Raw genomic sequence first — 12,403 nt, 5'->3', positions numbered from 1 at the left:
CTCGCGTGGGGAACACGCGTGCCGCGGGCGCGGTGTCGGTGAGGGCGGCCCGGCGGTCTCGCGCCTCCTGGGTGTCCGGGGGGCGTGCCCGCGAGGAACGGCGGCGGGCCCCGGTGGAGTCATCCACCGGGGCCCGCCGGGCGTTGCTGTGCGACGGTCAGACGCTCGTCGCGCCGACTTCCACGCCGTGTTCGGCCGCGAGGCGGCGCAGGTCGTCGAGTTCGCCCTGCTCCACGTCGACGAGGAAGTCGTCGCCCTCGTCGCGGGCCCGCGACAGGTCGGACTCGGTCGCCTTTATGCGCTGCAGAAGTCCTGCGGTGAATGCGTCCATGCTGCGCCCCCTCGTCCTGGGTCGGTGGGTCGGTGGCACGGGGGTGTGCCGTCGGAAGGGACGATCACGTCCGTGGCGGATGCCCGGCGCCGCTCGGCCGGGCGGCGACGGTACCGGACATCCACGCCCGCTCTGCGGAAGCGGAACGTGTGCACCGCATGGTGGTGCGGTGCAAGCAGAGCGTGATCGCGGGATGTAAACCCGTCCTCCCCAAGCTCCCTCCCGCGGAAACCTAACCTCGCGAGAAATTCTCGTATTCCCGCCCCGTTCGTCCGCACGTTCCCCGGTCCCGGCACCGCCGGCCACCCCCTGCTCCGACCGCCTTACAGCCGACTTACGGCCGAAAAGGGCAGGATGGAGGCAACAACACCCACCCGTACCCCCTGCCCGTATGCGCGCCCTCGCGGCCCGCGGGCGGGTCATGAGGAAGGACAAGCGACGTGCGCGTACTCGTCGTCGAGGACGAGCAGCTGCTCGCCGATGCGGTGGCCACCGGACTGCGCCGGGAGGCCATGGCCGTCGACGTCGTGTACGACGGTGCGGCCGCCCTGGAGCGCATCGGCGTCAACGACTACGACGTGGTCGTCCTCGACCGCGACCTCCCCCTCGTCCACGGCGACGACGTCTGCCGCAAGATCGTCGAGCTCGGCATGCCCACGCGCGTGCTGATGCTGACAGCGTCCGGAGACGTCAGCGACCGCGTCGAGGGGCTCGAGATCGGCGCCGACGACTACCTGCCCAAGCCGTTCGCCTTCAGCGAGCTCATCGCCCGCGTGCGGGCGCTCGGCCGGCGGACCAGCGTGCCCCTGCCGCCCGTCCTGGAGCGGGCCGGGATCAAGCTCGACCCCAACCGCCGCGAGGTCTTCCGCGACGGCAAGGAGGTCCAGCTCGCGCCGAAGGAGTTCGCCGTGCTGGAGGTCCTCATGCGCAGCGAGGGCGCCGTGGTCTCGGCGGAGCAGCTGCTGGAGAAGGCCTGGGACGAGAACACCGACCCGTTCACCAACGTGGTCCGCGTGACCGTCATGACCCTGCGCCGCAAGCTGGGCGAGCCGCCGGTCATCGTGACCGTGCCCGGCTCCGGATACCGGATCTGATCACCGACCATGGCTTCCACTCCCGCGCCCCCCACCGCGCCCCCCAAGCCCACCTGGGACCCCCGGTCGCCCACGCCGATGCCGTGGCTGCGTCCGACCATCCGCATACGGCTCACGCTGCTGTACGGCGGCATGTTCCTGATCGCCGGCATCCTGCTGCTGTCGATCATCTACCTGCTCGCCGCGCAGGCCCTGCGCACCGGCAGCCAGCCGCTGTTCAAGATCGTCGACTTCGACGGCCTGAAGGTCTCCAGCAACGACTGTCCGGGCATCGCCGACGGCAACCTCTCGCTGACCGAGTTCAACAACGCGATCAGCGAGTGCATCGACGACCAGCGCCAGGTCGCCCTGGACAATCTGCTCAGCCGCTCCCTGCTGGCCCTGCTCGGCCTCGCCGTCATCGCCTTCGCCTTCGGCTACGCCATGGCCGGACGCGTGCTGTCGCCGCTGGGCCGGATCACCCGCACCGCCCGCGCGGTGGCGGGCTCGGACCTGTCCCGCCGGATCGAGCTGGACGGTCCGGACGACGAGCTGAAGGAGCTGGCCGACACCTTCGACGACATGCTGGAGCGGCTCCAGCGTGCGTTCACCGCCCAGCAGCGCTTCGTGGGGAACGCCTCGCACGAGCTGCGCACCCCGCTGGCGATCAACCGCACGCTGCTCGAGGTGCACCTCTCCGACCCGGACGCGCCGGTGGAGCTCCAGCAGCTCGGCAAGACCCTGCTGGCCACCAACGAGCGCAGTGAGCAGCTCGTGGAGGGCCTGCTGCTGCTCGCCCGGAGCGACAACCAGATCGTGGAGCGGGGCCCCGTGGACCTCGCGGAGGTGGCCGGCCAGGCCATCGACCAGGTCGCCGCCGAGGCGGAGGCCCGGCACGTGACGATCCGCGGCAGGCGCCGCCCCGCCGTGGTCCAGGGCAACGGCGTGCTGCTGGAGCGGATCGCCCTGAACCTGGTGCAGAACGCCGTGCGGTACAACGTCCCGGAGGACGGCTGGGTGGAGGTGACGACGGACGTCCAGCACGGCCAGGCGGTTCTCGTGGTGTCCAACACCGGCCCGGTCGTCCCCGCGTACGAGGTGGAGAACCTCTTCGAGCCGTTCCGCAGGCTGCGCACCGAGCGGACGGGCAGCGACAAGGGCGTAGGACTGGGTCTGTCCATCGTGAGGTCGGTCGCCCGGGCGCACGGCGGGCACATCTACGCGCAGCCGAGGGAGGGCGGAGGACTCGTGATGCGTGTCACCCTTCCGATCTGACATCATGCCCCGCTGCTGATCCGTGTTCGTTTTGGGCGGAATTCCCGGGCGCCTCCGCAATCGAATTCATGTGTGATCGATCACAGGCGCGCCGATTCGGCCATCTACTCTCCGTGATCATGAATCCCGCCGGAAGGCCGGAAAAGTCCCGGTTTTCAGGCGTCCTGTTCACGGGAAGTACACGGTGAGGTGCCTTTGTAGTGCGGCATCGGGACCGTGTACGGTCCCCATCGCCATCCAAGCCGATCACTCATGAGGAGTCCGGTTGGGTGTCGATTGAGTAACAGACCTTGATGTGAGGCAAAATCTCCGCCTCAGGTCGGGCACAAGTCCGGCCTCTCACGCGTTACGTGCGCTGGAGACACCGCATACACCCAGAGGGGGAGAGCGACATGGCTACCGACTACGACACTCCACGCAAGACCGACGACGACGTCGACTCGGACAGCTTGGAAGAGCTGAAGGCCCGGCGGAACGACAAGTCGGCCTCGGCCGTGGACGTCGACGAGTTCGAGGCCGCCGAAGGCCTGGAACTGCCCGGAGCGGACCTCTCGAACGAAGAGCTGGCCGTCCGGGTCCTGCCCAAGCAGCAGGACGAGTTCACCTGCATGAGCTGCTTCCTGGTGCACCACCGCAGCCAGCTGGCCCGCGAGAAGAACGGCCAGCCGATCTGCCGCGACTGCGACTGAGGCGGGGTCGGCCGTGACTGGCTCGACCCCACCGCGGAAGCGCCGCTTCTTCTCGAGGGGAGCGGACCAAGGGTCCACCGAGGACCCACAGCACGACACGCGTGATCCCGAGCGAGGCTGGACCGGTGACGGGGCGGCCTCGCTCGAAGCGCCGGCCGGCCGGGGTGACCTCCCGGTGTCCGTGGAGGTCACCGCGCCCATGGCGCGCAGACGCACCGCCGTCGTCCGGGAGAAGGCCCTGGAAGGCGTCCGCAAGGGCGGAGCACGCGCCCGCGCGGGTCTGGCGCACCTCGCCGACCGGATCATCGACATCGCCCCGCGTGTGCCCGTACGGGACCTCGCGACGCTGCGGGAGCAGTTCCCCGGGCTCGGGCCCGAGGAGATCGCCGACAAGCTCGTGGCGGGCGCCGCGAAGGCCACCGCGACGGTCGGGGCAGGCGTCGGAGCGGCCGCGATGATGCCCGTGCCGCCGGCGATGCCGACGGAGCTGGCCGCCGAGGTCACCGGCGTCGCCGCGATCGAGCTCAAGCTGATCGCCGAACTGCACGAGGTCTACGGCGTACGGCCCGCCGGCACCCTCGCCCAGCGCAGCACCGTCTACCTCAACTCCTGGTCCCAGGAGCGCGGCATCGAGGCGACCAGGCCCTCCACCGTCAGCGCCGCGCTGAACAGCCGCATGAAGCGCGAACTGCGCCAGCGGATCATGAAACGCACGGTGCGCAACCTGCCGAACCTGATGCCGTTCCTCGTGGGAGCGGCCGTGGGCGCCGTGATGAACCGGCGTGACACCAGAAAGCTCGCCGCCCGCATCCGGGACGACCTGCGCAAGGTCCAGGTCCCCTGGGACGAACTGCCCACGCTCCCGGCACTGGAGCGCCCCGCCGACGCCCTCCCCGAGCACGCGCTGGAACTCGACATGAAGGCCGACCGCCACCGGAAGGACGACGGCCCCCGGTGACCCGCCCGGGGACCCCGGGACGGGCCTCTACGACGCGTCCGCCCCGTCCCTCGCCGCCCGGAGCGCCTGCGCCAGCCGCTCGGGCTCACGGGTGGACAGGAAGACGTACGGAGTGGGGTCCTCCGGGTCCGTGACCGTCACGCGCAGCGCGCCGGGGACGTACGCGCGCAGCAGCATGAACGCGCGCGGGTCGGCCTTCGGGCCGCGCCAGGCGCGCGCCTCCTCGGCGTCCAGCACCTCCGCGTCACCCAGCGCCGACGCCGGGATCTTCGCCTCGCCCGCGATCAGATGACCGTTCACGACCCGGATCCGCACCGAGCCGTACGCGCTCACCACGACCGCCGCCGCGGCGGCGGCGCCGGCCAGCCCGGCCAGCATCGGCAGGGTGCCGAACGGCAGCATGATCAGCGCGAAGGAGACCCCGGCCAGGAGGCACAGGAACCACCAGGAGCGGGGAGCGGTGAGGCGTTCTTCGTACGGGGCGGCGGAAAGCTGCATGAGGCCAAGCTTGGCACGCTTCCCGCGGGGGTCCCGCGCCAGGGCGGACGCATGCTCGGCCGCCTCCCGGCGGGCGGGTAAGGTCTGCGGCTGTGAGTGGTGATTCCGCAGCTCTTCAGCCCCCCGCCGACGCCGTGCCGCCCGTGCGCCACCCCGACGCCCCCGCACCGGGCGAGCTCCTCGGCGCCCACTACGGGCAGTGCTTCGGCTGCGGCGACGGACAGCCCCACGGGCTGCACCTCCAGGCGCGCGCCGGCGAAGGCGTGTCGATCACCGCCGAGTTCACCGTGCAGCCCGCGCACCAGGGCGCCCCCGGACTCGCCCACGGCGGCGTGCTGGCCACCGCCCTCGACGAGACGCTCGGCTCGCTGAACTGGCTGCTCCGCACCATCGCTGTCACCGGACGGCTGGAGACCGACTTCGTCCGGCCCGTGCCCGTCGGCACCGTGCTGCACCTCAAGGCCGAGGTGACCGCCGTGGCGGGACGGAAGATCTACTGCACCGCCACCGGGCAAATCGGCGGCCCCGACGGACCGGTCGCCGTCCGCGCGGACGCCCTGTTCATCGAGGTCAAGGTGGACCACTTCATCGACCACGGCCGCCAGGAGGAGATCCAGGCCGCCATGGAGGACCCCGACCAGGTCCGCCGGGCCCGCGCCTTCGAGGTGAACCCGTGACCGCCGGCCGCGGAGCGCTCGAGGTGCTCATCCGGCGCGTCGACCCGGACGTACCGCTTCCGGCGTACGAGCACCCCGGCGACGCGGGGGCCGATCTGCGGACCACCGAGGCCTGTGAGCTGGCTCCGGGGGAGCGGGCCGTGCTGCCCACCGGGGTGTCTGTCGCGCTCCCGGAGGGGTACGCGGCATTCGTGCACCCGCGCTCCGGCCTTGCCGCCCGCTGCGGCGTCGCCCTGGTGAATGCCCCGGGGACGATTGATGCCGGGTACCGTGGGGAGATCAAGGTGATCGTGGTGAATCTCGACCCGCGCGAGTCCGTGCGGTTCGAGCGCTTCGACCGGATTGCCCAACTGGTCGTCCAACAGGTCGAGAGGGTGCGCTTCGTGTCGGTCGCGCAGCTGCCCGCATCGGCCCGGGCCGAGGGGGGCTTCGGATCCACCGGCGGCCACGCCGCGGTGGAAGGTAAGAGCGGCACAAGCGTTCAGGCCGCCGAGGGCGGTACAGCGGGTGGGAATCGATACGCTTCGGTCGTATCCGACCGGGAAGGACAGTGACGTGTTCGGACGTCGCAAGAAGAGGGATGCCGCCGACGGTGCGGCCGGCGAGGCCGAGCAGGTCGTCGACGGTGTCGACGCGGAGGCGGACGCGGAGAGCGCGCGCGTGAGGCTGGAGCCCGCGCCCCGGCCCGACGGGCCCTGGGACAGCTCCGAGGTCCGCGAGCCCGGCGAGGGCCGGGTCGATCTGGGCGGTCTGTTCGTGCCCGGTGTGGACGGCATGGAACTGCGTGTGGAGGTCGCGGGCGACGCGATCGTCGCGGCCACCGTCGTGCTGCAGGACAGCGCCATCCAGTTGCAGGCCTTCGCCGCGCCCAAGCGCGAGGGCATCTGGGGCGAGGTGCGCGAGGAGATCGCCGCCGGCATCACCCAGCAGGGCGGCATCATCGACGAGGTCGAGGGTCCGCTGGGCTGGGAGCTGCGCGCCCAGGTGCCGGTGCAGCTGCCGGACGGCACCGGCGGCTTCCAGGTCGTGCGGTTCGTCGGTGTGGACGGCCCCCGCTGGTTCCTGCGCGGAGTGATCTCCGGTCAGGGTGCGGTGCAGCCGCAGGCGGCGGGTCTGCTGGAGCAGATCTTCCGGGACACGGTCGTGGTGCGCGGGGACGGACCCATGGCTCCGCGTGATCCGATCGTCCTCAAGCTGCCGAACGACGCGCAGATGGTGCCGGAGAACGTGCAGCAGGAGGAAGGGTCGCGGTTCGCGGGCGGGATGAGCCGGCTGCAGCGGGGACCCGAGATCACCGAAGTGCGCTAGCGCTGTTTCCTCGTCGGCCCGCGGGGCCGGTCGTTCGCGGCCGGTTTCCGCGGGCCGTCGTGTTTTCCGGGGCTCCGCCCCCCGACCGCCGGAGGGGCTGTTTCCAGCCGGTCCGGCGGTCGAGGACGAAGCCTGTGCGCGCGGCCTTGACGCGCTATTGGTCTGGACCTAACGTCCCGGATCAGTTCGGGTGTTCAAAGGGACGCCCACTGTTCATGTACGGGAACGGATGGCCCCCACATGTCCGCTTCACGCCCCCGTCGTCTCCGCTGCGGCCGCGCCGCCCTGTTCGCACTCCTGACCACCGCCCTCGTCGGCACCCTCGTCCTCCGCCCCGGCGCCAAGCCCGCCGAGGCCGCCCCCGCCACCTTCACGCACCCCGGAGTCACCGTCTCCAAGGGCCAGCTCGACTTCGCCCGGAGCAAGGTGCTGGCCGGCGCCCAGCCCTGGAAGGGCGCCTACGACCGCATGGCGGCGAGCAAGTACGCCGACCTGAACCGCACGCCGAAGCCCCGCGCGGTCGTGGAGTGCGGCTCGTACTCCAACCCCAACCTCGGCTGCACCGACGAGCGCGAGGACGCGATCGCCGCGTACACCCAGGCCCTCATGTGGTACGTCACCCGCGACGCACGCCACGCCACCAAGGCCATCCAGCTCATGGACGCCTGGTCGGCCGTCATCCGCGACCACACCAACAGCAACGCGCCCCTGCAGACCGGCTGGGCAGGCTCCTCCTGGGCCAAGGCCGCCGAGATCGTCAAGCACACCTACACCGGCGGCTGGCCCAACCAGGGCCGCTTCGCCACCGTGCTGCGCGACGTCTACCTGCCCGAGATCATCAACGGCTCCCACTCCAACGGGAACTGGGAACTGACGATGATGGAGGCCGCCGTCGGCATCTCCGTCTTCCTGGAGGACCGCGCCTCGTACGACAAGGCGATGGCCACGTTCCGCACCCGTACCGCCGCCTACGTCTACCTGGCCTCCGACGGGCCCCTGCCGAAGACCGTCCCCAGCCAGAACCTCGACACCCGCGACAAGATCGTCCGGTACTGGCAGAACCAGTCCACCTTCGTCACCGGCCTCACCCAGGAGACCTGCCGCGACTTCACGCACACCGGCTACGGCATCTCCTCCATCTCGCACGTCGCCGAGACCAGCCGCATCCAGGGCCAGGACCTCTACGGCACCGACGTCGGCGAGCGGCTGCGGCACGCGCTCGGCTTCCAGGCGAAGTACGAGCAGGGCGAGCCCGTGCCCGGCTGGCTGTGCGGAGGCTCCCTGCACCTCGGCCTCGGCCCGGTCACCGAGGTCGGCTACAACGCCCTGCACAACCGTCTCGGCTTCGCCATGACCAACACCCAGGCGCTGACCGAGCGCACCCGTCCCTCCGGCACCGACAACCTGTTCGTCGCCTGGGAGACCCTCACCCACGGGGACAACCCCGCCTGATTCTGTTGATCCACCGGGCGTCGGACGGCGATACTGGCGCCCGGTTCACGGGGGAGGGGCATCCACATGGGACGGACGATCACCGGCGCCATGGTGCGCGTCGAGGACGTGCACAAGTCGTACGGCAGCGGCGCCGCCGCCGTCCACGCGCTGCGCGGCGTCTCCTTCGAGGTCCCGCGCGGCGAACTCGTCGCCCTCAAGGGACGCTCGGGATCCGGCAAGACCACCCTGCTGAACATCGTCGGCGGCCTGGACACCCCCGACCGCGGACGGGTCGACGTGGACGGCCGCGACCTCGCGGACCTCGACGAGGACGCCCTGCTCGCCCTGCGCCGCGACCACGTCGGCTTCGTCTTCCAGTCCTTCGGCCTCATCCCCATCCTCAGCGCCGCCGAGAACGTCGGCGTCCCGCTGCGGCTGCGCGGCACGGACCCCCGCGAGCGCGAGGAGCGCGTCGAGCTGCTGCTGTCCCTCGTCGGCCTCGCCGACCACGCCGCCCAGCGGCCCGGCGAGCTGTCCGGCGGCCAGCAGCAGCGGGTCGCCATCGCCCGCGCACTCGCCAACAACCCCTCCCTGCTCGTCGCCGACGAGCCCACCGGCCAGCTCGACGCCGAGACCGGGCACGCCGTGATGGAGCTGCTGCGCGCCGTCGTCCGCAGCGAGAACGTCACCGCGCTCGTCGCCACCCACGACACCACCCTGCTCGACCTGGCCGACCGGGTCCTCGAACTGAGCGACGGGCGGATCATCGAGCACTGACCGGCCGGCGCCCGGCGCGCGCGTCAGGGTTGCGTCAAGGTCGGACCCCGCGCCCCCGCCCGCCGCCCGGCCGCCGCGCGCGGCGGCCTAGGGTCGACTCCGCGAGGAGCACGACCGGAAGACAATGGGGCCATGGGACGCGGCAAGCTTCGGATCCACCTCGGCGCCGCGCCGGGTGTGGGCAAGACCTACGCGATGCTCGCCGAGGCGCACCGCCGCCTGGAACGGGGCACCGACTGCGTCGTCGCCTTCGCCGAGACGCATGGCAGGCCCCGCACCGAGGCCCTGCTGCCGGGTCTGGAGAAGGTCCCGTACCGGCGGCTGGAGCAGGGCGGCGTGACCGTGGCCGAGATGGACCTCGACGCCGTCCTCGCCCGCCGCCCCCGCGTCGCCCTGGTCGACGAGCTCGCCCACACCAACGCGCCCGGCTCGCGCAACGCCAAGCGCTGGCAGGACGTGGAGGAGCTGCTGGCCGCCGGGATCGACGTGCTGTCCACCGTCGGCATCCAGCACCTGGAGTCGCTGGGCGACATCGTGGAGTCCATCACCGGCGTACGGGAGCCGGAGACCGTGCCGGACGAGGTGGTGCGCCGCGCCGACCAGGTCGAACTCGTCGACATGACACCCGAGGCGCTGCGCCGGCGCATGGCGCACGGCAACATCCACCAGCCCGACCAGGTGGACGCGGCCCTCTCCAGCTACTTCCGCCCCGGCAACCTCGCCGCCCTGCGCGAGCTCGCCCTGCTGTGGGTCGCCGACCGGGTCGACGCCCACCTCCAGCGCTACCGCAGCGAGCACGCCGTCTCGGCGATCTGGGGCTCGCGCGAGCGGATCGTGGTCGGGCTGACCGGCGGGCCCGAGGGCCGCACCCTCATCCGGCGGGCCGCGCGGCTCGCGGAGAAGGGCGCCGGCGGACAGCTGCTCGCCGTGTACATATCCCGCAGCGACGGCCTCACCTCCGCCTCGCCCGGCGAACTGGCCGCCCAGCGCACCCTCGTGGAGGACCTCGGCGGCAGCTTCCACCACGTCGTCGGCGACGACATACCCGCCGCGCTGCTGGACTTCGCGCGCGGCGCCAACGCCACCCAGATCGTGCTGGGCTCCTCCCGCCGCCGCACCTGGCAGTACGTCTTCGGCCCCGGCGTCGGCGCCACCGTCGCCCGCGACTGCGGACCCGACCTGGACGTGCACATCGTCACCCACGAGGAGGCCGCCAAGGGCCGCGGACTGCCCGTCACCCGGGGCGCGCCGCTGGGACGGCTGCGGCTCGCCTGGGGGTGGGCGGTCGGCACGGCGGGGCCCGTCCTCCTGGCGATGCTGCTCAACGCCTTCGACCCGGGGCTCGCCATCGACATGCTGATGTTCCTGGCGGTGACGGTGGCCGCGGCGCTCCTCGGCGGTCTTGCGCCGGCCCTCGCCTCGGCGGCGGTCGGCTCCCTGCTGCTCAACTTCCTGTTCACCCCGCCCCTGCACACCTGGACCGTCGCCGACCCGCGGAACATCGTCGCCATCGTCGTCTTCGTCGCGGTCGGCGCCTCGGTCGCGTCCGTGGTCGACCTCGCGGCCCGGCGCACCCAGCAGGCGGCCCGGCTGCGCGCCGAGTCGGAGATCCTTTCGTTCCTCGCGGGCAACGTGCTGCGCGGCGAGACCGGACTCGAGGACCTGCTGGAGCGGGTCCGGGAGACCTTCGGCATGGAGTCCGCCGCGCTGCTGGAACGCGCCGGGGACGTCGAGCCGTGGACCTGCGCGGGCCGGGTGGGCCGGGGCCGCCCGGTCGAACGGCCCGAGGACGCCGACGTCGAGGTGCCGGTCGGCGACCACATGGCGCTGGCGCTGACCGGCCGGGTGCCGCCCGCCGAGGACCGCAGGGTGCTGGCCGCCTTCGCCGCGCAGGCCGCCGTCGTCCTGGACCGGCGGCGGCTGCGCGAGCAGGCCGACCGCGCGCTCGCCCTCGCCGAGGGCAACCGCATCCGCACCGCGCTCCTCGCCGCCGTCAGCCACGACCTGCGCACCCCGCTGGCCGGGATCAAGGCGGCCGTCTCCTCCCTGCGCTCCGAGGACGTCGAATGGTCCGACGAGGACCGCGCCGAGCTGCTGGAGGGCATCGAGGACGGCGCGGACCGCCTGGACCACCTGGTGGGCAACCTGCTCGACATGTCCCGCCTGCACACCGGCACGGTCACCCCGCTGATGCGCGGCACCGACCTGGACGAGGTGGTGCCGCGCGCCCTCGGCGGGGTGCCCGAGGACAGCGTCGTCCTGGACGTCCCCGAGACCCTGCCCATGGTCGACGCCGACCCCGGACTGCTGGAGCGGGCCATGGCCAACGTGGTCGAGAACGCCGTGAAGTACAGCCCGCCGGGGGAGAAGGTGCTGGTCGCCGCCAGTGCCCTCGCCGGCCGGGTCGAGGTACGGGTCGTCGACCGCGGCCCCGGCGTCCCCGACGAGGCGAAGGAGCGCATCTTCGCGCCGTTCCAGCGGCACGGGGACGCCCCGCGCGGCGCCGGCGTCGGCCTGGGCCTGGCGGTCGCCCGCGGCTTCACCGAGGCCATGGGCGGCACCCTGAACGCCGACGACACGCCCGGTGGCGGCCTCACCATGACCCTGACCCTGCACGCGACGGGCGCCTCGCCGGAGGACGGCCGCGTGACCGCTCCGAACGAAAGGCGAGCCTCATGACCCGGGTACTGGTGGTCGACGACGACCCGGCCATCGTGCGGGCCCTGGTGATCAACCTCAGGGCCCGGCAGTACGAGGTGGACTCCGCCGAGGACGGGGCGGGCGCCCTGCGCGCGGCCGCCGCCCGCCACCCCGACGTGGTGGTCCTCGACCTGGGCCTGCCCGACACGGACGGCGTCGACGTCATCCGGCGGCTGCGCGCGTGGAGCCGGGTCCCGATCCTGGTGCTGTCCGCGCGGCACGCCTCGGGCGAGAAGGTCCAGGCGCTGGACGCCGGCGCCGACGACTACGTCACCAAGCCCTTCGGCATGGACGAACTGCTCGCCCGGCTGCGGGCCGCCGTACGGCGCGCGGAACCCGCCGACGGGGGAGACGTGGTCGTGGAGACCGAGGCGTTCACCGTGGACCTCGCCGCGAAGAAGGTCCACCGCGACGGACGTGACGTACGGCTCACGCCCACCGAGTGGCATCTGCTGGAGGCGCTGGTGCGCGCCGGGGGCCGGCTGGTGGGGCAGAGGCAGCTGCTGAGGGAGGTGTGGGGACCGTCGTACGGGACGGAGACCAACTACCTGCGGGTCTACATGGCGCAGCTGCGCCGCAAGCTGGAGGCGGACCCGTCGCGGCCGAGACACCTCATCACCGAGCCCGGCATGGGCTACCGCTTCGAGAAGTGACGGGGCCGTTCGGATCGGGGAAGCAGGGGG

General features: G+C 72.3%; 13 protein-coding genes. 11 read left to right on the top strand and 2 right to left on the bottom strand.

Translation table 11 applies throughout. The features are described 5' to 3' along the window. Positions 1-157: 157 nt before the first annotated feature. On the bottom strand, positions 158-331 hold the full coding sequence (locus ELQ39_RS07315) for a hypothetical protein (RefSeq protein WP_190001063.1): 174 nt from the start codon (positions 329-331) through the stop codon (positions 158-160). Between the two features lie 440 nt (positions 332-771). On the opposite strand from ELQ39_RS07315, the gene ELQ39_RS07310 reads away from it, so the two are divergent. The 4 genes from ELQ39_RS07310 to ELQ39_RS07295 all read left to right on the top strand — a co-directional run bounded on the left by ELQ39_RS07310 (position 772) and on the right by ELQ39_RS07295 (position 4,326). Beyond that, positions 772-1,425: a response regulator transcription factor gene (locus tag ELQ39_RS07310; protein ID WP_003993508.1), complete on the top strand. Its 654-nt coding sequence runs from the start codon at positions 772-774 to the stop codon at positions 1,423-1,425. A gap of 9 nt (positions 1,426-1,434) precedes the next feature. Next, positions 1,435-2,679 (top strand): sensor histidine kinase, encoded by a 1,245-nt coding sequence (locus ELQ39_RS07305; RefSeq protein WP_190001064.1) that lies wholly within the window; start codon positions 1,435-1,437, stop codon positions 2,677-2,679. 392 nt (positions 2,680-3,071) lie between these two features. After that, positions 3,072-3,368 (top strand): DUF4193 domain-containing protein, encoded by a 297-nt coding sequence (locus ELQ39_RS07300; RefSeq protein WP_003993510.1) that lies wholly within the window; start codon positions 3,072-3,074, stop codon positions 3,366-3,368. A gap of 13 nt (positions 3,369-3,381) precedes the next feature. Then, a complete protein-coding gene (locus ELQ39_RS07295; RefSeq protein WP_242591429.1) occupies positions 3,382-4,326 on the top strand; it encodes a hypothetical protein in 945 nt (314 codons plus the stop codon). Positions 4,327-4,353: 27 nt separating this feature from the next. Here the strand turns inward: ELQ39_RS07295 and ELQ39_RS07290 are convergent, their stop codons facing one another. Further along, positions 4,354-4,824: a DUF3093 family protein gene (locus ELQ39_RS07290; RefSeq protein WP_190001066.1), complete on the bottom strand. Its 471-nt coding sequence runs from the start codon at positions 4,822-4,824 to the stop codon at positions 4,354-4,356. 92 nt (positions 4,825-4,916) lie between these two features. On the opposite strand from ELQ39_RS07290, the gene ELQ39_RS07285 reads away from it, so the two are divergent. From ELQ39_RS07285 to ELQ39_RS07255, 7 genes are all read left to right on the top strand, one after another. Beyond that, positions 4,917-5,501: a PaaI family thioesterase gene (locus ELQ39_RS07285; protein ID WP_242591428.1), complete on the top strand. Its 585-nt coding sequence runs from the start codon at positions 4,917-4,919 to the stop codon at positions 5,499-5,501. Continuing rightward, on the top strand, positions 5,498-6,055 hold the full coding sequence (dut, locus tag ELQ39_RS07280) for a dUTP diphosphatase (protein WP_225640356.1): 558 nt from the start codon (positions 5,498-5,500) through the stop codon (positions 6,053-6,055). Before ELQ39_RS07285 ends, dut begins: the two co-directional genes overlap by 4 nt. 1 nt (position 6,056) lies before the next feature. Continuing rightward, positions 6,057-6,809 carry a DUF3710 domain-containing protein gene (locus tag ELQ39_RS07275; RefSeq protein ID WP_190001069.1) on the top strand — a complete coding sequence of 251 codons (753 nt, stop codon included), beginning with the start codon at positions 6,057-6,059 and terminating at the stop codon, positions 6,807-6,809. Between the two features lie 240 nt (positions 6,810-7,049). Beyond that, entirely contained in the window at positions 7,050-8,261 is a 1,212-nt protein-coding gene (locus ELQ39_RS07270) for an alginate lyase family protein (RefSeq protein ID WP_242591427.1), read from the top strand. Positions 8,262-8,327: 66 nt separating this feature from the next. Beyond that, positions 8,328-9,020, top strand: coding sequence for an ABC transporter ATP-binding protein (locus ELQ39_RS07265; RefSeq protein ID WP_242591426.1), 693 nt, complete (start codon positions 8,328-8,330; stop codon positions 9,018-9,020). A gap of 132 nt (positions 9,021-9,152) precedes the next feature. Beyond that, the gene (locus ELQ39_RS07260; RefSeq protein ID WP_225640354.1) at positions 9,153-11,699 is read left to right on the top strand and encodes an ATP-binding protein; all 2,547 of its coding nucleotides are present in this window, start codon (positions 9,153-9,155) and stop codon (positions 11,697-11,699) included. Beyond that, a complete protein-coding gene (locus ELQ39_RS07255) occupies positions 11,696-12,373 on the top strand; it encodes a response regulator (protein ID WP_190001073.1) in 678 nt (225 codons plus the stop codon). The genes ELQ39_RS07260 and ELQ39_RS07255 overlap by 4 nt, the downstream gene beginning before the upstream one ends. Positions 12,374-12,403 lie beyond the last annotated feature (30 nt).

Source organism: Streptomyces sp. GB4-14 (assembly GCF_022696125.1).
GTDB lineage: Bacteria > Actinomycetota > Actinomycetes > Streptomycetales > Streptomycetaceae > Streptomyces > Streptomyces werraensis.
The sequence above is the reverse complement of the archived record's forward strand: the minus strand, read 5'-3'. Positions and strand labels throughout refer to the sequence as shown.

Bases quoted from the DNA above. Each gene is read 5' to 3' on its own strand.
- ELQ39_RS07270 (WP_242591427.1), top strand. From the start codon at position 7,050: ATGTCCGCTTCACGCCCCCGTCGTCTCCGCTGCGGCCGCGCCGCCCTG.
- ELQ39_RS07255 (WP_190001073.1), top strand. From the start codon at position 11,696: ATGACCCGGGTACTGGTGGTCGACGACGACCCGGCCATCGTGCGGGCC.
- ELQ39_RS07290 (WP_190001066.1), bottom strand. From the start codon at position 4,824: ATGCAGCTTTCCGCCGCCCCGTACGAAGAACGCCTCACCGCTCCCCGC.
- ELQ39_RS07315 (WP_190001063.1), bottom strand. From the start codon at position 331: ATGGACGCATTCACCGCAGGACTTCTGCAGCGCATAAAGGCGACCGAG.
- ELQ39_RS07265 (WP_242591426.1), top strand. From the start codon at position 8,328: ATGGGACGGACGATCACCGGCGCCATGGTGCGCGTCGAGGACGTGCAC.
- ELQ39_RS07260 (WP_225640354.1), top strand. From the start codon at position 9,153: ATGGGACGCGGCAAGCTTCGGATCCACCTCGGCGCCGCGCCGGGTGTG.
- ELQ39_RS07305 (WP_190001064.1), top strand. From the start codon at position 1,435: ATGGCTTCCACTCCCGCGCCCCCCACCGCGCCCCCCAAGCCCACCTGG.
- ELQ39_RS07300 (WP_003993510.1), top strand. From the start codon at position 3,072: ATGGCTACCGACTACGACACTCCACGCAAGACCGACGACGACGTCGAC.